This is a genomic window from Bacteroides faecis (assembly GCF_020091505.1).
In the GTDB taxonomy this organism is placed as follows: domain Bacteria; phylum Bacteroidota; class Bacteroidia; order Bacteroidales; family Bacteroidaceae; genus Bacteroides; species Bacteroides faecis.
On the sequence record NZ_CP081916.1, the window covers coordinates 582656 to 606655 of the forward strand.

17 protein-coding genes and 2 tRNA genes are annotated in these 24000 nt (G+C 39.9%); 12 read left to right on the forward strand and 7 right to left on the reverse strand.

Annotated features, from left to right (window positions below; translation table 11 throughout):
* Positions 1 to 33 precede the first annotated feature (33 nt).
* Together K6V30_RS02955 and ahcY are read right to left on the reverse strand one after the other, a co-directional pair.
* Positions 34 to 2565, reverse strand: coding sequence for a YfhO family protein (locus K6V30_RS02955; RefSeq protein ID WP_010535620.1), 2532 nt, complete (start codon positions 2563 to 2565; stop codon positions 34 to 36).
* Positions 2566 to 2683: 118 nt separating this feature from the next.
* Positions 2684 to 4102, reverse strand: a complete 1419-nt coding sequence (gene ahcY / locus K6V30_RS02960; protein WP_010535621.1) for an adenosylhomocysteinase — start codon at positions 4100 to 4102, stop codon at positions 2684 to 2686.
* Positions 4103 to 4286: 184 nt separating this feature from the next.
* Between ahcY and K6V30_RS02965 the strand changes: the two genes are divergently transcribed.
* Positions 4287 to 5858 (forward strand): PAS domain-containing sensor histidine kinase, encoded by a 1572-nt coding sequence (locus K6V30_RS02965; RefSeq protein ID WP_010535622.1) that lies wholly within the window; start codon positions 4287 to 4289, stop codon positions 5856 to 5858.
* A gap of 77 nt (positions 5859 to 5935) precedes the next feature.
* Here the strand turns inward: K6V30_RS02965 and K6V30_RS02970 are convergent, their stop codons facing one another.
* Together K6V30_RS02970 and K6V30_RS02975 are read right to left on the reverse strand one after the other, a co-directional pair.
* Positions 5936 to 7633 (reverse strand): S41 family peptidase, encoded by a 1698-nt coding sequence (locus K6V30_RS02970; RefSeq protein WP_010535623.1) that lies wholly within the window; start codon positions 7631 to 7633, stop codon positions 5936 to 5938.
* Between the two features lie 44 nt (positions 7634 to 7677).
* Positions 7678 to 8667, reverse strand: a complete 990-nt coding sequence (locus K6V30_RS02975) for an adenosine kinase (RefSeq protein WP_010535624.1) — start codon at positions 8665 to 8667, stop codon at positions 7678 to 7680.
* 77 nt (positions 8668 to 8744) lie between these two features.
* Between K6V30_RS02975 and K6V30_RS02980 the strand changes: the two genes are divergently transcribed.
* Positions 8745 to 8818 (forward strand) — tRNA-Asn (locus K6V30_RS02980).
* A 28-nt stretch (positions 8819 to 8846) separates the two neighbouring features.
* A tRNA-Asn gene (locus K6V30_RS02985) sits at positions 8847 to 8920 on the forward strand.
* Between the two features lie 191 nt (positions 8921 to 9111).
* Here K6V30_RS02985 and K6V30_RS02990 read toward each other — a convergent pair.
* From K6V30_RS02990 to K6V30_RS03000, 3 genes are all read right to left on the reverse strand, one after another.
* Positions 9112 to 11058 (reverse strand): glycoside hydrolase family 97 protein, encoded by a 1947-nt coding sequence (locus K6V30_RS02990; RefSeq protein ID WP_022301057.1) that lies wholly within the window; start codon positions 11056 to 11058, stop codon positions 9112 to 9114.
* 66 nt (positions 11059 to 11124) lie between these two features.
* A complete protein-coding gene (locus K6V30_RS02995) occupies positions 11125 to 11832 on the reverse strand; it encodes a ComF family protein (RefSeq protein WP_022301058.1) in 708 nt (235 codons plus the stop codon).
* Between the two features lie 33 nt (positions 11833 to 11865).
* The gene (locus tag K6V30_RS03000) at positions 11866 to 12669 is read right to left on the reverse strand and encodes an inositol monophosphatase family protein (RefSeq protein WP_029425070.1); all 804 of its coding nucleotides are present in this window, start codon (positions 12667 to 12669) and stop codon (positions 11866 to 11868) included.
* 815 nt (positions 12670 to 13484) lie between these two features.
* On the opposite strand from K6V30_RS03000, the gene K6V30_RS03005 reads away from it, so the two are divergent.
* The 9 genes from K6V30_RS03005 to K6V30_RS03045 all read left to right on the forward strand — a co-directional run bounded on the left by K6V30_RS03005 (position 13485) and on the right by K6V30_RS03045 (position 23979).
* The gene (locus tag K6V30_RS03005) at positions 13485 to 15026 is read left to right on the forward strand and encodes a hypothetical protein (RefSeq protein WP_010535628.1); all 1542 of its coding nucleotides are present in this window, start codon (positions 13485 to 13487) and stop codon (positions 15024 to 15026) included.
* A gap of 227 nt (positions 15027 to 15253) precedes the next feature.
* Positions 15254 to 16177 carry a ribokinase gene (gene rbsK / locus K6V30_RS03010; protein WP_055269598.1) on the forward strand — a complete coding sequence of 308 codons (924 nt, stop codon included), beginning with the start codon at positions 15254 to 15256 and terminating at the stop codon, positions 16175 to 16177.
* Positions 16178 to 16217: 40 nt separating this feature from the next.
* Positions 16218 to 17138: a ribokinase gene (gene rbsK, locus K6V30_RS03015; RefSeq protein WP_055269572.1), complete on the forward strand. Its 921-nt coding sequence runs from the start codon at positions 16218 to 16220 to the stop codon at positions 17136 to 17138.
* A 12-nt stretch (positions 17139 to 17150) separates the two neighbouring features.
* Positions 17151 to 18149, forward strand: coding sequence for a nucleoside hydrolase (locus K6V30_RS03020; RefSeq protein ID WP_055269573.1), 999 nt, complete (start codon positions 17151 to 17153; stop codon positions 18147 to 18149).
* 4 nt (positions 18150 to 18153) lie between these two features.
* The gene (locus K6V30_RS03025; protein ID WP_055269574.1) at positions 18154 to 19155 is read left to right on the forward strand and encodes a GRP family sugar transporter; all 1002 of its coding nucleotides are present in this window, start codon (positions 18154 to 18156) and stop codon (positions 19153 to 19155) included.
* Positions 19156 to 19207: 52 nt separating this feature from the next.
* A complete protein-coding gene (locus K6V30_RS03030; protein ID WP_055269576.1) occupies positions 19208 to 20005 on the forward strand; it encodes a glycoside hydrolase family 16 protein in 798 nt (265 codons plus the stop codon).
* Between the two features lie 8 nt (positions 20006 to 20013).
* Positions 20014 to 20856, forward strand: coding sequence for a hypothetical protein (locus tag K6V30_RS03035; RefSeq protein WP_055269578.1), 843 nt, complete (start codon positions 20014 to 20016; stop codon positions 20854 to 20856).
* Positions 20857 to 20913: 57 nt separating this feature from the next.
* On the forward strand, positions 20914 to 22392 hold the full coding sequence (locus K6V30_RS03040; RefSeq protein WP_117615308.1) for a DUF6359 domain-containing protein: 1479 nt from the start codon (positions 20914 to 20916) through the stop codon (positions 22390 to 22392).
* A 51-nt stretch (positions 22393 to 22443) separates the two neighbouring features.
* On the forward strand, positions 22444 to 23979 hold the full coding sequence (locus K6V30_RS03045) for a DUF6359 domain-containing protein (protein ID WP_055269582.1): 1536 nt from the start codon (positions 22444 to 22446) through the stop codon (positions 23977 to 23979).
* The last annotated feature ends 21 nt before the right edge of the window (positions 23980 to 24000 follow it).

A 24000-nucleotide genomic window follows, 5' to 3' on the forward strand; every position in this document is an offset into this window, starting at 1 on the left:
AAATATACAAGTCTTTGAGATCAGACAGTAGAATTAAGACTTTTCAATCTCATCTTTCTTTTGGGGAACTAACTTCTTCTTGCTAAACCAAATCAACACCATCACTCCGATCAGCAATAACGCCAACGATGCATAAGCTATACTTTCCGTCACATGCAAGCTCTGCGGATCAAACCACATCTCAATAGTATGCTTACCCGCAGGTACATTCATTACACGCAAAATATAGTCAGCGCGAGCAATATCTGCCGGCTGTCCGTCAATCTTTGCCTGCCAGCCCGGATAATATATCTCAGAAAAAACAACTACCCCATCTTTGGCAGAAGAAGTCTCATATACCAAGCGATTCGGTTCGTAGCTGGTCAGACGAATAGTAGATAAGGAGTCTTTATAACCTTCCGTTACGCCCTTCAACTGATCCTTAAATTTCGCATCGACCACAACTGTTTCCGTCGGAAGAATATCATTCAGCGCATCAATCTCTTCATTCGCATTATTGACATACTGCACCTTATCCACAAACCAAGCATTGCCGTACGCATAAGGATTCTCGACAGGAATTGTCTGTCCTTGCTCACCGGCAGGGAAGATAAAGTACTTCGTGTTCAGCATATTCAGCACCCGGAATTTAGAAGCATCCACACTATCCATCGCACCACCAGCGGCAGCAACCTCCTGATAGGTATCCTTCATTTCCGGAGTTATATGGTGATCAATCATTTCCTGATAACGACGCAACTTGGCTGCATGATAACCACCAACACTCTTATGCCAGTATGAAGTATTATTTTCATTGAAAGTATTATTGGGGAATCCTACGAAATTCAATACCCGATAATTCAAAGCCGTATCCTGAAGGATCATCTCATCTGTCTGAGTTTTAACAAATGCCCCTGTCTGTCTGGACTTCGGTACAAATTGTTCATCATTCAAATAGCGTTTATTGACAGTCCACATATCCACCAGACAAAGAATTGCAATACCGGCCACAGCCAGAGAAGCCTTCAACTTTTTCTGCTGATAGAGGAATAGCAAGAAACATCCTACGACTATAATAAAGAAACTACGCCATGCATCTGTTGTCAACATCGCCTTGCGCATTTCTGCCAAATTAGCAACGATCGGAGATAGATACTCAGCAGGCAGCCCTTGCTGTAGAGCCGACATTTCCTGTGCCGGAATATAGCTGGAGAAGAAAACTCCCGGAGCAACTGCCAAAATCAGCGAAACACCGGCCGTCAGCGCCAGAGTAATAATTACACCTGTCCGATTCTCTTTCCCCTTCAAGATTTCCGGTTTAGTCAAGACCTCTTTTAAAGCAAAGATCGCTAACAGTGGAATCGTAAATTCAGCAATAACCAAAATGGAAGATACGGCACGGAACTTATTATACATGGGTATATAGTCGATAAAAAAGTCCGTTAAACCCATAAAGTTCTTTCCCCACGAAAGCAGGATAGAAAAGATTGTAGCTCCCAGCAAGGCCCATTTCAGCGGTCCTTTCACAATAAAACATCCCAGTATGAACAAAAACAGAACAAAAGCTCCCACATATACCGGACCGGAAGTCATAGGCTGATCGCCAAAATACTGTGTTAACTGCGAATAAATGCTGCTATACATCGGATTCGCTTTTGCCATCGCTGTCTCATTCTTTGCCAAAGGAACCGACGCTCCTCCCTTTACGTTCGGCACCAGCAAAGTAAGCGTTTCACCAATTCCATAACTCCAGTTCGTAATATAGTTACGGTCCAGCCCACTACTAGTCTGATTGGCGGCAGGGCCTTCCTGTTTCAGTTCACTCTTCCCCCGCATTGTCTCCTTACTATACTCATAAGTATGATATAGATTAGAAAGATTGGCACATACTCCTATTGCCGCAGCTAATATCAGAACAGCACTCGCTTTGAAAAAATGTGGAAGTTCCTTTTTCTTATAAGCATCCTCAAAGTAAGCTCCTACAAAAAACAGGATGACGAACATGAAGTAATAGCTCATCTGAATATGGTTCGACTGAATCTGAAGCGCGATGAACAGAGCCGTTATAATTCCTCCCAACAGATATTTTTTCCGATAAGCCAGCACAATACCGGCAATCGTAGGCGGAATATAAGCCAATGTGACAAATTTCCATATATGCCCTGCCGATATCAGGATAAAGAAATAAGAAGAGAAGGCCCAGATGATTCCTCCTAAAGCAGACAGCCAGACAGATAGCCCAAATGCCCGCAAAAGGATATAGAACCCAAGCATCATAATGAAAGTCAACACTACATAGGGCGGAAGATACAAATGATAGATGTTTTCTATCCACTTCAGCGGTTTGGTAGAATCATAACTCGGAGACATCTGGTAGGTAGGCATACCTCCAAAAAGAGAATTTGTCCAGCGGGTACGTTCCCCTGTACGTTCAAGATATTCCTGAGCTTCTTGACCGGCTCCCACTCCAGCCACCGTATCGTGCTGAAACAAAATACGACCTTCAATATCAGCCGGAAAAAAATAAGCAAAAGAAAGAATGATAAAAGCTAAAATAGCAATTAAGTCGGGAAGGAACTTCTTCATAAAATTGACAATTGACAATTGACAATTGACAATTGAAGGTCAACAATAGCAGCCCGGCAGGTCACACCTCCTATATAGCTGCCCATTGTCATTTGTCAACTGTCAATTGTCAATTAAATTAGTATCTATAATGTTCAGCCTTATAAGGTCCGTCTACCGATACACCGATATAAGCGGCCTGTTCAGGAGTCAGTTTCGTCAGTTTCACACCGATCTTTTCGAGATGCAGGCGGGCTACTTCTTCATCCAGATGTTTCGGCAAGCGATATACATTTACTTCGTATTTCTTGTTGAACAACTCGATCTGAGCCAACGTCTGATTGGTAAATGAATTACTCATCACAAACGACGGATGTCCTGTTGCGCATCCCAGATTCACCAGACGACCGTCAGCCAGCAAAAGTATACTGTGACCATCCGGGAAATAATAGCGGTCTACCTGCGGCTTGATGTTTACACATTTGATACCCGGGTAATGTTTCAAAGCATCTACCTGAATTTCATTATCGAAGTGTCCGATGTTACATACAATTGCCTGATCTTTCATTTTCTCCATGTGGTCGATACGAATGATATCAATATTACCCGTAGTAGTCACAAAGATATTACCTTCGGTACAGGCATCTTCCATTGTCACAACTTCGAAACCTTCCATTGCAGCCTGTAGTGCACAGATCGGATCTACTTCCGTCACAAGTACGCGTGCTCCGTAAGAACGCATTGAATGTGAACATCCCTTACCCACATCACCATAGCCACATACGACAACTACCTTACCGGCAATCATCACATCGGTTGCTCTCTTGATACCGTCAGCCAATGATTCGCGACATCCGTACAGGTTATCAAACTTAGACTTTGTCACTGAATCGTTCACATTAAATGCCGGGAATAGCAGTTTGCCTTCTTCCTGCATCTGATACAAACGGTGTACACCAGTCGTCGTCTCCTCCGACACACCACGCATTTCTTCAGCTACACGATGCCAGCGGGTCTTATCTTCAACCAGCACTTTTTTCAGAATGGCATTCAATTCTATTTCATCTTCTGCATGTACTTCCTTATCCAGCACGGCAGCATTCTTCTCAGCATCATAACCGACATGAATCATCATAGTAGCATCACCACCATCGTCTACAATTACGTTCGGACCTTTTCCACCAGGGAAGTTCAAGGCTTGCAGCGTACACCACCAATAGTCGGCGAGATTCTCACCTTTCCAGGCAAATACCGCAACCCCGGAAGCAGCAATCGCAGCAGCTGCATGATCCTGAGTTGAATATATATTACATGAGCACCAGCGCACTTCCGCGCCCAGCGCAACCAATGTTTCAATCAGTACAGCGGTCTGGATGGTCATGTGCAATGATCCCATGATACGGGCACCTTTTAACGGTTTGGATTCTCCATACTTTTCGCGAAGAGCCATCAGGCCGGGCATTTCTTTTTCTGCCAAATCGATTTCCTTGCGTCCGAAGTCAGCAAGCGTAATATCTGCCACTTTATAAGGCAGCGCAGAGAATAATTCTGTAGACATATTGTAAATCATTTAAAATATAATTGGTGCAAAGATAGAACATTCTGATTAGTAGGACAAAAGCTATCCTTCTTTTTTATATTATAATAACTTGGGAGTTCGGTCGTTTCTTGAATTTTTATTCTATATTTGCAACATAAAAATGCATTTTTCACAACCATAAAACTGTTATTATTTATCCCCTATGGAGGATTACAACAACAAGACAAAAGCGGAGCTGTTAGAAATTATACAAAATCTCGAGAAAAAAGTAGAGCAACTCTCCTCCGAATCAGCCTCTGGCAGAAAAGAACGTTTTCGAGACAGATATTCCAAACGTATATTAGACAATCTGCCTGATATGCTTACTGTTCTCGACCGTAATGCCAACATTGTGGAACTGGTATCCTCTCCATCCACCAATCACGTAGAGGGCACTACAGCAGACAGTATCACCCAATCCAATATAAAAGATATTCTTCCGGAAGATGCGTATAACAACATACGCAGAAATATGGAAAAAGTATTCAGCACCGGAAATAGTGCTATCGCCCGGCATGACTTAATGCAGGATGGCGTATCACATCACTACGAACACTGGCTTTCTCTGCTCGACAAAGAATACCTGTTATGCATGTGCCGTGATGTTTCGCAACTCTGGGAAACAGAGCAAACCAATGCCGAACAACAAAATGAGATTATGCGGCTCAACTCACTAATGCAAGCCATCGTGAATAATGTTCCCGTATATCTGTTCGTCAAAGATTCCGGAAATGATTTCAGATACTTATACTGGAATAAAACTTTTGCCGACTACTCCGGAATCCCCATCGAGAAAGCTATCGGCAGAAATGATTTTGAGATTTTTAAACGGACGGAAGATATGGAGAAATTCCACCTTGACGATATGAAGGTACTTAAAGAAGGGAAACTGGATTATTTTGAAGAATACATGACCGCTACCGGAGAAATCCGTACAATAACCACCATGAAACGCCTTGTACCTTCCAATAACGGACATCCCTATATTATCGGTATCTCGTGGGACATCACAGAAATTAAGAAAACGGAGAAAGCACTGGACGCAGCCCGTATCAAGGCCGAAGAAGCAGACCGGTTAAAATCGGCTTTCCTGGCAAACATGAGTCACGAAATTCGTACACCACTGAATGCGATTGTAGGATTCTCTAAATTGATATCCAGCACAAACAACGAAAATGAAAAGATGCAGTATGCTGAAATCATTGAAAGAAATTCAGATATGCTGCTGAATCTTTTTAACGATATTCTCGATTTATCCAGCCTGGAAGCCGGCTCTCTTAAATTCAATATTCAGCCCATCAAAATACTGGACATCTGTCTGCAATTAGAACAACAATATGTCCATAAAGCCCAAACAGGCGTACAACTGATTCTGGATGGAGGAGATGCCAACACATTCATATCCGCTGACTGGAACCGAACGATACAAATCATAAGCAACCTGCTTAGCAATGCCGTTAAATTTACCCCGAAAGGAGAAATCCATTTCGGTTTTCTCAATAAAGAGAGTTTTGTAGAATTTTATGTGAAAGATACCGGCATCGGCATTCCGGCAGAAAGAGCTGCTACCATTTTCCAGCGTTTTGGCAAAGTGGACGACTTCGCCCAAGGTACCGGACTGGGACTCACACTCTGTAAGATATTGGTAGAAAGGATGGGTGGACACATCCGGGTATATTCAAAAGAAAACGAAGGCACAACCTTCTATTTCACATTTCCGTTAGCCAACCAGTAAATACGTATATATGTTACAGAAAGCGGTGAATATTGTAAAGATACTCACCGCTTTCTGTATTTATCAAAAAATGATCGTTACTTCTTTTCTTCTTTCGCCACCGACACACTTAGCATTTCTTTATATTTCGCAGGATCATTCAGTATCTTTATCGCTTCCTGCAAATCATCATCGTCTTTCAGCTGCTCAATAATACCACCTCTCTGATAATAATAACGCTTGATTATTTCATTAGCAATCATTCTCTTGATATCCTTAGAGAAATAGTCCAAATCACGGTCGAGGTTATGGTTCAACTTCTTTTCCAGAGCTTTAAACTCTTCAGCAGCATCTGTCATGTAGCCTTCAAACTCAGCAGCCTCTTTCAATGTTTTCAAAATCTTCTCACTTTGCTGATCATATTTGAAGTCTGCTTTTTTCACTAATGCCTTGAAATCATTATAATCAGCATCCGTCACTACAAATTTTTCAGGAGCAGCAACAGTAGGGTGCTTCAAACAGTATTGAGTAGCATAATCAAAAATCAGATTATCACGTACCAGATAGAACAGGATATTCGGTAGTTTCTCCTGCTTGACAGTAATATCAGGCATCACACCACCTCCATCACGCACTTCACGACCGGCAGCCGTATAAAACACCTTGGTCAGGCTATCTGGAATGGTTCCCACACTTCCATCTTCATTCCGATGTTTATAGTCAATCGCCTGCACACAGCGTCCGCTTGGGATATAATATTTGGAAGTAGTTACTTTCATCATTCCTCCATATGGCAGAGAACGAGGAACCTGAACAAGCCCTTTTCCAAATGTACGATTACCAATGATAACAGCACGATCCAAATCTTGCAAAGAACCCGATAGGATTTCAGAAGCAGAGGCCGTACCACTGTTTACCAATACAGCAATCGGAATATCCAAATCCAACGGTTCACGCAGGGTCTTGTAGGTATTGCTTGCCTGTTTGGTCTTTCCTTTGGTCGTTACAATCACTTTTCCACGGGGCAGAAAATAATTAGCTATTTCAACTGCTTCATCCAGCAGACCACCACCATTATTACGAAGGTCGATAACCAAAGAAGTAGCTCCTTGTTTCTTCAGATCCAGCAATGCCTTCTTAAAATCTTTGGAAGGATTACCGGAGAATGTGCTCAGACTGATATATCCCACCTTGTTATCCATCACAGCAGCATATGGAATGGCAGGTGTCTGAATAGACTCACGCACAATGGTGAACTCCATCGGTGTCTGACCACCTTTCTCATTAGGACGCTCTATTTTCAGTTTAAAACTTGTACCCGCTTGTCCGCGCAACATCTGGCTAACCTCTGAGTTATTCTTTCCGGCAAGATCTTTTCCGTCTATTTCCATCAAGATATCTCCCGCTTTCAGTCCAGCTTTGGCTGCCGGAGTCCCTTCGAACGGTTCGGCAATCATAGAGCGTTTCAACTTCGTATTATAAGTAATGAGGGAGCCAATACCTCCAAAGCTTCCTTTCACCATCTGTTCCAGTTCGCTCTGATCTTCCTCCGGGTAATATTCTGTATAAGGGTCCAGCGAGAAAAGCATATTGTCAATCCCTTCACGAATAGTCTTATTCGGATCAATGGTATCCACGTAGAACATATCCAGTTCTTTCACAATCGCATTAAATGTATCCAGATTCTTGGCTATCTGGAAATTGCGGTCGTCTCCACTCTTAAAACTAAAGAAAGCTACCGTAGCTATTACAACCACTCCCACAAGAGCTATCCGCCTATTCAGCAATTTTTTCATATATCTTTCATTAAATTGAGACGTAAAAGTAACTCAAACCTTGGTTATTCCGCCAGAACCTTGTTAATATTTAACTTAATTTCATCCCAGCGCTCCGGAGAGATTGTTGTTCCAATCACCTGAATAACATTTCCCGAGAGAATAGAACCTATTTTTGCACATTTCTCAAGCGAGTATCCACACGTCAGACCATACAAAAATCCGGAAGCAAAATAATCGCCTGCACCGGTCGTATCCCTTACTTTCTCAACCGGAATAGCCGACACTTTTATTTCTTCGGTGCCTTTACGAATATAAGATCCATTTGCTCCTACTTTCACAATAGCAATGCTACATTTCTTGGCAATCGCTCTCAATGCTTCTTCCGGTTCTTCACCAGTAAACGCTTTCGCTTCTTCCTCGTTTGCAAAAACGATATCGACATACTTATTTATTAATAAGGAAAAGAATTCCAGATCATTCGCCACAATATTGTAACTTGCCATGTCGAGACAAATTTGCAGTCCCGCTTCCTTGGCCAGCTCAATGGCATGAAGAATCATTTCGTGATCTTGAACCAAATAGCCCTCTATAAATAGATATGCATAACCTTTGAACATTTCCAATGTCAGATCTTCAGCTTTCAAAGAAGCAGCTGCTCCCAAGTAAGTGCCAAAAGTACGCTCTCCATCTGAAGAAATAAAAGTGGATGCCACTCCCGAAGGAAGATGTTCGGAGGTCAATAATTTGTCTTCAATATTATTTTTCTGCAGATTTTTCCGAAAAAAATCGCCATAATGATCATTTCCCACTTTTCCGATAAAGCCGGTTCCGGCACCCAGACAAGCGAGTCCAAGTATGGCATTTCCTGCCGATCCACCTGTTGCAAGATGCGTTTTCATCTGTGAAAATTTTGCGTTAATCTGCTGTAACTTAGCATCATCGATGAGTTGCATGCTTCCCTTAGGCAGTCCCATCTCGTCCAAGAGCATATCATCTTCCAGGGTTGCAAGTACGTCTACCAGGGCGTTGCCCAATCCTATTATTTTGTCCATTCTCGATATTTTTTTTGCAAAGATATTGCATATTTCAAAAAAACCTACTACTTTTGCATCGCAATTGAGAAAAACATTCTTCCTTAGCTCAGTCGGTTAGAGCATCTGACTGTTAATCAGAGGGTCCTTGGTTCAAGTCCAAGAGGAAGAGCAAAGTTGAAAATCTTAGTTGCAAACATTCTTCCTTAGCTCAGTCGGTTAGAGCATCTGACTGTTAATCAGAGGGTCCTTGGTTCAAGTCCAAGAGGAAGAGCAAAAAAGAGGTGTATCGAAAGATATGTCTCTTTTTTTGCTCTATCTAATTAAAGCAAGATGCTAATCTAGTAAACCCTTTCACTGTTTTAAAAGAAGCAAATAGAAGAAAAATTCATAATGTGATATTTAAAAAGGATGCTCTTATTTGCAAGAACATCCTTTTTATTTCAAATACAATATCCACCTATCTTATTCAATCACGGCAGCAAAGCCCCCATTCCTCACCATTTTAACAGTCAGCACATCTCCATTTTTCACTTGTGAAGACTTACAGCGGTAGTCCATTGCCTGACGCCCTGCATTGATACCATCTTCAAAAGATGTCATTTGATAAGCACGGTCCTTCTTCAGAAAGTCCAATTTCACGGCGAATTCCCGCTCTGTTTGCCCGTTGTTGGTCATACCACCGATAAACCATTTATCTCCTTTCCGTTTAGCAATAATGGCATATTCACCGGCCTTCGCTTCCAAAGCCACCGTTTCATCCCAAGTGACAGGAACACTCGTAATGAAACGAGTACAATCTTCGTTCCGATAATAAAGAGTCGGATTATCTGCCAACATCTGCAAACCGCTTTCAAAAATGACAAAAAGCGCCAACTGGTAAGCACGGGTTCCGATACTTGCGGAATTGGGGCGTTCAGCCCTATATACATTAGGCTGCATGCTTATCATCGCCCCGGGAGTATAATCCATCGGTCCGACAGCATTGCGCATAAATGGCAAATAAATGCTATTATCCGGATAACATCCGCCCATCTGCTCCATACCTCTGACACCTTCATAAGAAAGTATGTTCGGATACTTATATTCCAAACCTGCCGGTTTGAAAGAACCATGAAAATCGACAAACAAATGATGTTTGGCAGCTTCTTTCGCCACACGTTCGTAGTAATTGACCATCCATTGGTCACTTCTGTCCATAAAATCAATCTTAACTCCTTTTATTCCCCACTCATTGAACGTTTTGAATAAATCGAAGTTATTTTCAACCGTCAGCCATGTCAGCCAAAGAACAATGCCGACATTCTTTTCTTTACCATAACGGATCAGTTCATGCAGGTCCACTTTCGGATTTGGAGTATAAGGATCACGTGTACTTTTAGCCCAGCCCTCGTCCATTATAATATAAGGTATACCAAATTTAGAGGCAAAGTCAATATAGTATTTGTAGGTTTCCAGATTATATCCGGATACAAAATTCACATCCGGCCCGTAAGGAGAAGCATCATTCCACCATTCCCAGCTTACTTGTCCCGGCTTGATCCATGATACATCCTGAAGTTGATTCTTACCGGCCAGTTTATAAGTCATCGTGTTCTCCAAAAGTTGGCGATCATCTTTTGTCAACACGAAATAACGCCAAGGATAATTTCTTGCCCCTGATGTTTTAGCGATATAATCCGCCTCTTGAGTTATCTTCAGGCTACGGTCACCGTCTTCACCAAAAGCAAGTGGAGCTTTAGGAAAAGTAGAGACTATTCCATTATCACCGGTTCCTTTCAAGAACATACAAGGATAGTCAGTCAAGTCAGATTCGCTGATTAATATTTTATATTGCTTACGTGTATCTATTAAAACCGGTAAAACAGACATTTTATCCGAAGGTTTCCATTCATTACTGAAGACATGTGTATAAGGTTCTTCGTATGAGGTCTTAAAACCACCCGGTTGCTGCAAATGGAGTAAATAGTCATCCGGGAAGTTAACTGCAAACTCTTCACCCAAAACTTCCACTTCACCTTTCCGAGAAGTCACAAACCGATAAGCAACCCCATCATCATACGCACGAAACTCAACCGAATAATTTTTAAATGTCAATGTCAGTTGATTATACTGATTAGTAACCGTCGAAAATTTAAGAGGCATAACGGGAGTCAGCTGCTCATCCACACTTACATATTTCCGACGACGTAATCTGGGATTCTGTCCCAGCACTTCGTCCTTCAATGCCAATTGAAGAGAATTATCTTTCAATAATACATCCCCATCATAGGCAATGCTATAATAGATTTTATCTGTAATATTCAGTGTCACTTTAATTTCTCCATTAGGAGAGGATAATTCTGATTCCGTCTGGGCATGTAACAATATCCCCCAGCACAAGATCATTAATAATGATAGATGTCTTTTCATGGTCTCAATTTTGTTTTATGTCGTTAATAATACTTTCTTCAAATTTTGACTGACTATAATATTAGTTTATTCGGCAATTGCCAAAGTTAATATGCTAATATGTATTCCCTCAATCTCTGCCAGACAGGCAGCACAAGCTGCAGTGGTGGCTCCTGTAGTCAACACATCGTCCACAAGCAGAATATGTTTTCCGGCTAATGCACCAACATGGTGCAATTCAAAAATACCATCCACGTTTTCCCAGCGTTCAAAGACTGACTTGTGAGTCTGTGTTTCCGTGTTTTTTCTGCGTACGATCATTTCTGTGTCTACAGGGATTCCCGTTACAGCGGTAATTCCCCGTGCAATCCATTCACTTTGGTTGTAGCCACGAATCTGCTGCTTTTTCTTATGCAGGGGGACAGGAATAATCACATCAATTCCCTGAAAGAACCCGGATGCAAGCAGTTCGGACGCCATGTATCGTCCCATAATGGCACCGATTCCTTTTCGTCCTCCGTATTTAAGCTGATGGAGAATCTGGCGAAAGTCACTCCCTTTACGATAAAAGAAAAAAGAAGTAGCATGCCCTAAAGGAATTCTTCCCCAGAAAAGGCGTTCTACCGGATTATCTTCTCGAAGATGGTAATTTGTACGCGGTAAATTCAAATTGCACAGGGTACAAATACACTCCTCCCCTTTCACCAACGATCTGCCACAAACGACGCAACAACGTGGGAATAGAAGAAACAAGAAAGAATAAAGCCAATCTTTAATGAGTAATGTGTGTTTCATAATATCAGTTATTTATAAGAGAACAAGGAAGTCCTACATATTCAATGGAGGAACTTCTGACAAGAGTTTCTCGAACAAAGGATGTAAATGTCCGTTAGTCGCTATGATATGGTGTCCTTCTATAAAATGATCGTCACCATAGAAATCGGTTACCCGCCCACCGGCTTCCAGCACAATCAACGCAGCTGCCGAATAATCCCATTTTCCGAGAAAAGCTTCTGCCCAGGCATCAAAACGTCCGGCAGCTACATAGCAGATAGCAGCCGCAGCCGAACCATTCATACGGATTCCTCCAACGACTCCATACAATCGGTCGATCAAATGGAGAGCAGTTTGTTTATATTGCTGATAGTTGTAAGGAAGCTCAGTTATAACAAAAGCATCTTGCGCCTGACTTACATCCGAAACATGAATTTCCTCGCCATTCATAAAGGCCTTTCCGCCTTTCCATGCATAGAAACATTCATCCCGGCAAACTTCATAAACGACTCCTATTAACAATTCTGTCTGACTGCGCAAAGCAATACATACACAATAAGGAGCCTCATCGTGAATATAATTCGTCGTCCCATCCAATGGATCAATTACCCAACAATAGGATTCGTTCTGATAGGTGGCAGAACCTTCTTCCGTAATAAACCCAGCCTCGGGCAACAAGGCAGAGAGAGCTTTGACCAGTCGTACCTCAGATTCCTTATCAACATAAGATACATAATCGTGCGCGTGCTTCTCTATCACACGTTCACGATGGAATTTTTTACGCTCTTCTTTCAGAAAATGCCCGGCCTCGGTAGCTATGCGGCATACTTCAACTGTAAGTTGCTTTAAATCCAACATTTCATCTTTAATATTAAAAAGTACATCGAAGGTATAGCTTTTCTTATAAAAAACCATCTAAAATGAATATTATTTTCAAATAAACTATCAACATATTCTTAATATTATTCTCTCAAATACAATTTTGGTGATTTTTCACACCACTAGAATTAACGGTATGCACACAATTTCATATATTGAATAACAAAAAGACAATTTATTATCCAATTCGATAACAGATAATCTTTTAATAAAGGTATAAATAGGAAACATATTCAGAATACACTGTAATATTATACAAAACAAGCAAGTATTTATTCACATCAACGAATACTTATACAAAAAAGATCGTATAATCTGAGAAAAACAACCTCATATTTAGAAATAAACAACCGGATGTTTACACTAAATCATACGTTCCTTTTAAACCAACGAAGTGTTGCTTTTAAACCAACAGACCGTTCCTTTAAAAGGAACAATCCAACAAGCCAAAACACTTGCTAAAAACATCAAGAAAACAGAAATAATTAGCTAAATGGAGTTCAATGTTCGACATTTCAAAAAGAACAAAACGTATAGTATATTTCATATATCACAACATAAACAACCATAATCCACATTTTCACTCATCAAAAAAAACGCCCAATCACACCATAACACATCTTTCTGATTTATGAAAATGAGAATTCCCTGTAATTTTCAGAACAAGTCCGGCTTCTTCCCACAAATACAAGTAGCAAAGAGCCACAGAAAATACAAAGTGTCAGAATGCTAAATTTGCTTTTTAAAGAAAAATTCCCGAATATTGCAGCCTAATACTAATGCAAAGAGTTCCTATGAAAAGAGTAGATTCCGTTATATCCCTGATATACTCGTTATCTAAATCAGAAAAGAAGCACTTCTCCCTACAAGTAATCAAAGACAAGGAGGAGAAAGACTATCTGGTGATTTATGATATTATCATAAAGAGTAAACAACCGAATGGAAACATTGTAAAAGAGGAATTTTACAGACGTAACCCCAATGGTTCTTTTGAAGTGTCCATTCAATACTTATATGAAAAACTGACGGATACGTTACTCACCCTGCGAAAAAAGAAAGATATATATTACGATCTGCTGAATGATTTGTGCAAAGCCCGAATGCTTTATGAACGTTCTCTGTTTGAAGAATGTTTCGAAATGCTATCCAATACGATAAAACAAGCACAATTCTATGAAAACAACGAAATTCTGACGATAGCCTTGAAACTGGAACTGGAATATCTGCTCCGTCTGAACTTTCCCAACATGACAGAACAGGAGCTTTTTCATAAACACTTCATCCAAAATGAAACTTTGAAAAAGATTCGGAAAATCACAGAGCAATCTTCATTACACAACTTATTGAAATATCGTTTATCTCATATTGGCTCCATCAGGACAGTAAAGCAAAAACAGGATATGAATGACCTTATGGTCAACGAACTTTATATAGCCGCTTCTTCAGACTCCGAAGGTAATTTTGAATTAACACGAAACCATAAACTTTTTCAGGCTAATTACCTGATGGGAGCAGGTGATTACAGAGCTGCCCTAAATTCATACAAAGAACTGGACTCATTATTTGAGCAGAATCAACAGTTCTGGTCAAATCCTCCTATATACTATTTATCTGTACTCGAAGGAGTACTCGGCAGCCTGCGGTCTGTGAGCAACTATAACGAAATCCCCTACTTCCTCGATAAATTAAGAAAACTTATATCAGACAGCACTTCGCTCGAATTTAAAGTAAATGCAACTTGCCTTCTCTTCCAATACGAACTATTTCCCTATCTGGATAAAGGAGATTTTTCAAAATGTACCCAACTTATGGTAGACTACCAGGAAATACTTTATGATAAAGAAGCCTGGTTAAGCCCTATTCGAAAAAGTGAGTTATTCCTTTACACCACACTCGTACACGTTGGTAACCAGGAATATAAAACTGCTAAAAAGTATATCAGCAACGCTATCATAGACCATAACATAAAGTATCTGCCTTTAATGAGAACTATTCGTCTGGTCCGCCTCATCGTCTTTTATGAAGTGCAAGAGCATGAGCTGATCCAGTATGAATCCCGCTCCATCACCCGAAGTCTATCTTCCCCCAAAGAGCAGACTTTTAAAACAGAACGTATCATTTTATGGTTTCTGAATAAAAGAAATATTCCCATCCTGAAAAAAGACAGAGAAGCATTTTGGGAAAAGTTGTCTCCTGAGATTCATGAATTATATAATAATAAATATGAAAGTCAGCTTTTACGCCTCTTTGACTTTACGGCGTGGATGGAATCCAAAATCCGGAAAGAGAAACTGTCTGAAGTCCTCAGAGCACGTAGTAGCGCAAAAGAATGTTAAAGACTAAGGTGCCTGATTCGTATTTCAGACGATAAAAACACTCTTTTCAAATCTCCATTTTCTCTTTGTAATTATATAAATTCATTTCACATTACCCCTATATTCTCTCCTCCATACAGGAAAATTCAATATAAGATATCATTTTTGAGATTATATAAACCAATTATTAATGTAGAAAACTATGCATGATTATTGCTTTCATTTGCATAGTCTTAATTTTTAATACTATGGAAACTATATCAATTCATAGACCCAAAATTGTAGTCATCGGTAGTTGCAATACCGATATGGTCGTGAAAGCCAACAGACTACCTGTTCCCGGAGAAACCATACTAGGCGGAACTTTCTACATGAATCCCGGTGGCAAAGGAGCTAATCAGGCGATTGCAGCCGCCCGACTGGGAGCTGAAGTCACCTTCATATCCAAAATCGGATATGATTTGTTCGGCCTGCAAGCATTGGAAATATACAGATCAGAGAAAATTAATACGGAATATATATTTACCGACCAGAAAAGTCCGTCCGGAGTTGCACTTATCTCCGTAGATTCTTTCGGTGAAAATAGCATTATCGTAGCACCGGGAGCAAGCCGTTCGCTTTCTATTGAGGATATCAATAAAGCCGAAGAAAAAATCAAGGAAGCTGATATTATTCTCATGCAACTTGAGATTCCTATAGATACAGTAGAATATGCAGCTACTATTGCTTGCAAATATGGGAAAAAGGTAATCCTCAATCCGGCTCCCGCGTCCAGCCTGAGCAACTCATTCTTAAAAAACGTGCACACCATACTCCCCAACCGCATTGAAGCGGAAATGTTATCCGGAATCAAAGTGATGAATATAGAAAGCGCTCATCGTGCCGCTCAGGCTATCGGAGAGAAAGGTATAGAGAATGTTGTCATTACTTTAGGTAAAGACGGCGCTTACGTAAAAGAGAAAGATGAATATACCATGATTCCCGCAAAGGAAGTAGAGACGATTGACACAACAGGTGCCGGAGATGTATTTTGCGGAGCATTCAGCGTCTGCCTGTCTGAAGGGCATTCACTCGCTAAATCTGTGAAATTTGCCAATGCGGCGGCAGCTATAGCAGTCACGCGAATCGGTGCGCAGAGTGCGATTCCTTATAAGAGAGAAGTTGTGCTATAAACGAGATAAGACCTAGGTTAAACACATAAATCTGATTCAAATGAAAGTAGTAGTTATTGGAAGTTCAAACATCGATATGGTTGCACAAGTCAACCATCTCCCGGCGCCTGGCGAAACAGTCGGAGATGCCAGTTTTATACAATCCCTCGGGGGGAAAGGCGCCAATCAGGCTGTAGCAGCAGCAAGACTCGGGGGATCTGTAACGTTTATTACCTCTTTGGGAAATGATATGTATGCAGAAATTCTAAAAAAACACTTTAAGAAAGAAGGTATCGCTACTGATTATATCATAGATGATGTTAATCAGCCCACAGGGACTGCGCTCATTTTTGTTGCCGACAGTGGTGAAAACTGCATAGCAGTAGCTCCCGGAGCTAACTATTCTTTATTACCCGGTTCAATTATTCATTTTTCAAAGGTAATTGACGAAGCAGATATCATAGTTATGCAAGCCGAGATTCCTTACGAAACGATTAAAAGAATAGCTCTTCTGGCTAAACAAAAAGGTAAAAAGGTTTTGTTTAATCCCGCACCCGCCTGCCTGATTGATGAGGAGCTGATGAAAGCCATTGATATACTAGTCGTCAATGAACTGGAAGCAGCCTTCATCTCAGGAATTGAATATACAGGAAATAATCTTGAAGAAATCGCTCTAAGCTTATTACAGGCAGGTGCACGCAATGCTGTGATCACATTGGGAAGTCAAGGTGTATATATGAAAAACGACAAAGAAATCATTCAGCTTCCCGGATACAAAGTAAATGCGATTGATACTATTGCAGCAGGTGACACGTTCTGTGGGGCATTGGCTGTAATTTGTGCCCAAAGGGAAATAGACCGGGATGCATTGAGTTTTGCGAATGCCGCGGCAGCTATCGCTGTTACACGTTCCGGTGCCCAACCGTCTATTCCTACATTGACCGAGGTTAATGCCTTTATTCATCCACAAATTAACTTCTAAATTTAAATAATTATGAAAAAGTATCTCATTTTATTATTCTCTTTTCTACTACTAGCGTGTGGAAAGGCTAAGAATTCTGACATTCCCATCGTCAACTTGATTCTGGATACAGATATGGGACCTGATTACGATGACGTTGGTGCAATGACTCTGATGTACGCCCTCGCAGATAGTGGACAAGTCAATATTCTGGCAACCTTATCTTCCAACAAAGATGAGCAGGCAATTCCATGTATTGAAGTAATCAATGAATATTTCGAGCGCTCGAATATACCTGTAGGTGCACCTAAGAACATTGCTCCATCTCTCACTACCTGGCATAAAGAAAGCAAATGGACAGATTATCTACCCAGTCATTTCAAACATAAGACTCACAAAACATCGGATGCGCCGGATGCAGTCCAAGTTTACCGACAAATACTCAGCCAGCAACAAGACACAAGCGTTACTATTTGTACCATCGGATTTTTCAGTAACCTGAAATATTTACTAGAATCCCAACCAGATCAATACAGTCCGTTAAATGGGACAGAACTAGTCAGACAGAAAGTAAAATTGTTAGTATCTATGGCAGGAGAATTTCCTACAGGAAGAGGCGAATTTAACATAAAATGTGACGCTCCCGCAGCTAAGAAAGTAGTAGAAACATGGCCTAGCAGAATCATTTTCAGTGGCTTTGAAATCGGGAAAGATATTCTCACCGGAAAAGAAGTAGCACAAATGAGCATTAAAAACAGTCCGATAAAAGACGCATATCAAATGTCTCTATCCCAAGATAATCCAGAAGGACGTAATAGCTGGGACCAAACCGCTGTATTAGTTGCTATTAAAGGATATAAGCCATACTTTAAAATTAAATTAGGGACTATCCAGATTAACGATACAACAGGAACTAATCAATGGATTGATGACACAGCCGGTAAACACGCCTATCTGATAAAAGAAATGCCGGAACCTGAAATTGCCGCTATTATTGAGAACTATATGAAACATCAACCTCTAAAAAAATAAAAGTATGTATATAGTAGACAATTATCTATTAGCAATCATATTCTGCTTCATTACTATGCTCTGCTGGGGATCCTGGGGAAACACCCAAAAACTAGCATCAAAAACCTGGAGATATGAATATTTTTACTGGGACTATGTATTTGGTATCGTACTTTGCGCATTATTTTTCGCTTTCACCCTGGGAAGCCATGGCGAAAATGGACGTAGCTTCCTGACAGATCTGAGACAAGCAGATTTCTCAAGTATAGGAAGCGCATTACTCGGAGGAATTATTTTTAATGCATCCAACATTCTGCTATCTGCTGCAATTGCCGTATGTGGTATGTCGGTTGCTTTCCCCGTAGGTGTTGGACTTGCTTTAGTTTTGGGAGTCATTATAAATTATATCGGGGAAGCTAAAGGAAACCCTATATTCATTTTTATAGGTGTCTTTCTCATAACCATTGCCATTATACTCAATGGAATAGCATATAAAAAGGCATCTGTAGACAATAAAAAAGTATCAGTCAAAGGACTCACTTTAGCTATCTCCGCAGGTTTTATTATGGCATTCTTTTATCGGTTCGTTGCAGCTTCCATTGACCTGACAAGTTTTGAGCATCCTGCAGCCGGAAAGATGACACCCTACACAGCTGTCTTTATATTTTCATTAGGAATTCTTGCCAGTAATTTCCTCTTCAACACTATCGCAATGAAGCATCCGGTAGAAGGAAAAGCAATTCCTATATCCGGGTACTTCAAAGGCAGAGCAATTACCCATTTAGTAGGTCTGCTAGGAGGAATCATCTGGTGTGTAGGTCAATCATTCAGCATGATTGCATCGGAGAAAGCAGGGGCAGCTATTTCTTATGGCTTGGGGCAAGGAGCGACATTAGTATCCGCCTTGTGGGGAATACTTATATGGAAAGAGTTCAAAGGTGCTACACCAATATGTCGCATATTAAACATGTGTATGTTCATCCTATTTCTGATAGGTCTCTATTGTCTGATTTATGCAGGAGCATAAATCAGATTACCAACAAGAACAGAATGATGTATCAATTAAAAAAGTTATTCAAATGAGACTGTATATTTTTCTAATATCTATTGTATGCTGCACCGGAATATCCAGAGCGCAGTACAATCCACAAATAAATGAATTAAAGTGGAGTGATGAGTTTAACTATGAAGGAGTACCCGACCCTGCCAAATGGTCTTATGAAGAAGGGTTGGTCAGAAACGAAGAGGCACAGTATTACACCAAAGAAAGAGAAAAGAACGTCAGAGTAGAGAATGGTTGTCTGGTCATAGAAGCTCATAAAGAAAAATACGGTAATATGGAATACACCTCCGGAAGCATCCATACTAACGATAAACTAGAATTTTCCGGTGGAAGGATAGAAGCCAGAGTAAAAGTTCCTGCAGGAAAAGGTACATGGCCTGCAATCTGGACATTGGGACATAAATGGCCGGACCAGCCACATCCGGCATGTGGGGAAATTGACATTTTAGAGTACGTAGGTTATATGCCGAAAGAATTCTTTGTCAATGTCCACACTCCTGCCGATTGTCAAAAAGAGCGTCATAGTGTCAATATATACGGTACAGCCAGTTACGTTGAAAACGCAGCTGAAGACTTCCATATTTTTGCCTTGGAATGGTACGAAGATTGCCTGAAATTTTTCGTTGACGAGAAATGTACTTACGTATACCACAAAGATCCTCAAAGACCAGATCACTGGAGATTTGACTTCGATAATCCTCAATTTCTCATATTAAATTTAGCTATCGGCGGTGTATGGGGAGGAGAGCAAGGAATAGACGATTCCATTTTCCCTGTAAAATATTACGTAGATTGGGTAAGATATTATAAATAAAATGCATTATGAAAAAGAACCTTTTAAAAATATACGGATTTATTTTAATCCTGTTACAGTCCGCTGTCATAGCCGGATGTGATAATGATGATAAAAACAGTACGATGAACTCATCTCTTGTCAATTTAGGAGATTTCTACTATAGCGATGGAACATGGTCATCCAATTTAAATTCACATAAAGAAGTTATAGGTATTGTTTTTGGCATTTCCAAAGAAAAAGGCGGAGAAGTCTTGCCTGGACTAACCAAAGGACAACATGGGCGAGTAGTCGCACTTAAAAACATCAATGTAGACGGAAATGAATGGTTGTATTGGGGGGAATATGGAGGTAATAAAGAAGTTCCGAAACTCACTAAACACGCTACAATGGATGGTGCGAATTACTACTATTTCATTAACACTGATAATCCTTCAAATTGGCAAACCGGAGCCATCAGTGACTGGAATGGAGCAGAAAATACCCTAATGATTTTAAAATACCGCGGAGAAAGGGCAACTATTGAAAATAAGCCTTCAGATTATCCGGCTGCTTCTTTCTGCCATTTATACGGCAATAACGATTGGGCAGTTGGAAAACCCGGTGAATGGTATCTCCCGGCATGTGGTGAAGCAGCCCTTATATACGCCCGCCGGGAGATGACCATGAATAAATTTAAAGAGTGTAACGGGCAATGGTTCGGTTCATATCTATGGACATCTACTGCTTTCGACTGGAAAACAAATGAAGGGAAGCACGATATTACAGAAAATTTATCAGGATCTTCATGGACAGTCTACTTCACATACGGAATGATAGCATGGCCAACAAGAGACTGTCCAAAGCCTGTCCGCCCTGTCATGACTTTTTAATAAGAAAAGCCCAATGTCTCCAATTCATATTAACCAACAGGAAAAAAGTGTATGACTATGAATATAAATACTAACATCATATTCCTTTTAATTGGATTAGTCTCTTTCAATGCATGCAGCCAAGGTACGCAAAACGCTCCATACCAATTATCAGATATATCTTACACTGATACCTTAAAAGGAGTATGGATAAAAGGATATATTGTCGGAGGTATGAAAAAAAGCAGAGATATGATTAAATCCACAGAGGACATTCAATGGGGAGTTTCAGGAGTAAATCCCGATTACTTAATCATGGCTTCCAACCACAATGAGACTGATATTCAAAAGTGTTTGTTAGTTGACTTATCAGATTCTGATCTTGGAATTTACAAAGCATTGAACCTCTCAGATAATCCAGCCAATTTATATCAGCAAATTAGATGTTATGGGTTTCCATCTCCCAATCTGTATGGCATGAATGGTTTTAAATTTATATCTGATGTAACATTACAAAAGAAAAACATAGAACACTTAGATATCGCTAACCCCTTTAATTTACCGTTTGATAAAATGCCAGCAGACAACCTTCTATGTGATTTTGAAGGAATTAGCAGAATAGAGGAACTGCCCGATTGGAAAAGTAAAACATTAGTAGGTTCTACCCATTGGGAGATTGAAAAAAAAAATGAGGATTCGAAAGCAACCATCACAATCGAGGGAGAACCAACAGGACATATTGTTGAAACATGGTTAATTACCCCTTTATTAAAGATCAATCCAAACAGTGAGTTTACATTTGATTGCTTTGCTGAGAATTATATTAGTACAATTACATTGGCCATTTACTTTATAAACGAAGCAGACGGAAAAACTATTTTCACCGAAATACCTGTAGATAGAATTCCCGCTGCAAGTAAAGGCCAAAAAAATATAGAGGTTAACTTAACAGCATTCGCAGGTAAAACAGGTTTTATTGGATTTAAATTCACCGGATTCCCGTACAGAAAAAAGTCTGCATATAAAATTGACAATATAAAATTGACTAACAAAAGAGAAATTCTTTTTTGGGAAAGTTTTGGGAATACTCCTATGAAACATCCGCAAAGAATCAACAACTTTACAGGATATGATAATCCTAAAGTTTTTCAAGCAAAAAATAATCATGCAGACATACGCTATCCGAAAAGATTCTATCTTAAAAGCAATGTGATGTATTGTGTTCTGGGATACAGAGATAAACCTTACTCTGATGAGATTACTATGAATGTATCGCACATAATTCCAGACACAGGCTATAAAAATCTGACTTTATCATTTGATGCAGGAACAACAGAAGACCGATATGGAACTCCATTAAACAAAATCTCAATAAAATGTGATGGGATACCATTATATATAAATCCCAAATGGACATTAGCAGGAAGCATATTCAAAAAATTCTCATTGGATATTCCCGCAAAAACTATTAATCAGGTTTCTTTTAGTTACTCAGATAATCTGAATATCAATATCGCAATCGATAATATTATGATAAAAGGAGAAAGGGAGAACTAAAAAGACAATATCAATCTAATAATATGAACAATAACTAATAAAATAAAAGCCATGAAAACATGTATAAAGTTTCTAGGAGTAATTATCTTGGGAATAATTCTACTCAGTGCATGTAAAGAAGAAACTTTACCAATAAAACTGGTATATCCCAATGATGCTATTATCGGCGATGGTACAAAAGAAGAACCATATGATGTAGCAAGTGCAATACGAAAAGCGAAAAAAGAAACTGTTTCGTGGGTAAAAGGCTATATCGTCGGAGCAGTGAAAAAAAATGTGACAGAAATAACTGATGCCAATGATATTGTATGGGGAGGCCAGGAAATCAATAACCAAACACTGTTGCTGGCATCTAATGCAGAAGAGAATGATTATACTAAATGCCTTTTGATAGATTTAAAAGGAACAAATAGTAATATCAACAACAATTTAAACTTATCGGAAAACAATGAAATTATCGGAAAAGCAGCCACAATCTATGGTAAACTGACCCAAAGTTTATTAGGTATCAATGGAATGCAAAACATCGCAAAAGCAACACTTGAAGGAGCAGATATTCCGATTATTGAAGAAGGCAATCCTTTGGGAGTCTCCATGAATACTCTGTCAGATGTCGTTGCCAATGATTTCAAAGATGCAATAGATGGGAGTATATATCAGTTAAAAGGATGGACCAACATACCTACGCAGGGGTTAGCTTACTGGAAAGGATGCAAAAAAAATGGTGAACTGTTTATTTCTATTACAACAGAACAGATTATAACAAATAAAAAACTGGAATCCTGGTTTGTGACTCCTGCCTTTAATATAATAAGAGGAAAGAGTTTCACCTTTGATTGTTTGCTGGAAAATCCTTCTTCAAACACTTTATTAGAAGTCTATCTCTGGCAAGAATCAGATGGAGAAATGATAGCCATCCCTATTGGCACAGAAAGTATCAAAAGTACAGGGAATGAATGGAAAAGGGAAATCAGATTTACTATTGATGAGAAATATGCAAATACTATCGGATTTATCGGATTTAAGTTCAGCACTACCACAGGCGAGAATATTCAAAAATGCAGCATAGACAACATTCAATATGGGCAGCAAAAAATCCTGTTTACAGAGACATTCGGAAACGAATCAATTGCCATTGGTACTACAATAGGTGTGAATGCTTACAAAGGATACGATAATCCTGACGTATTCTCCGCATCAGGTGGCATAGCCGACTTACGTTGTCTGCCCGATTGCTTTAACGGCACCAATGTATTATCATGCATCTATGGTTGGGGAGGAATGGCTTTTGAGGATGAAATCACGATGAACGTATCTTCATTTATTCCCAAAGAAGGATATGGTAAACTGACACTATCTTTCGATGTAGGCGCTATGGACATGAGCCAGCCACTTAATAGGATGGATTTCTTCTGCGATGATACTCCAGTAACGGTAGATCCGTCTATTAGCGTGCCTCTATGGACGAATATAAGAGTTACTCTCGACTTGCCTCTCACTTCTTTTGAGAAAATCAGACTTCATTTTAAAGGAACTGGAGAAGGATTCGGGCATTGCTTCGATAATATTACAATTATAGGAGAATAATTAATTTAATACCAGACGTAT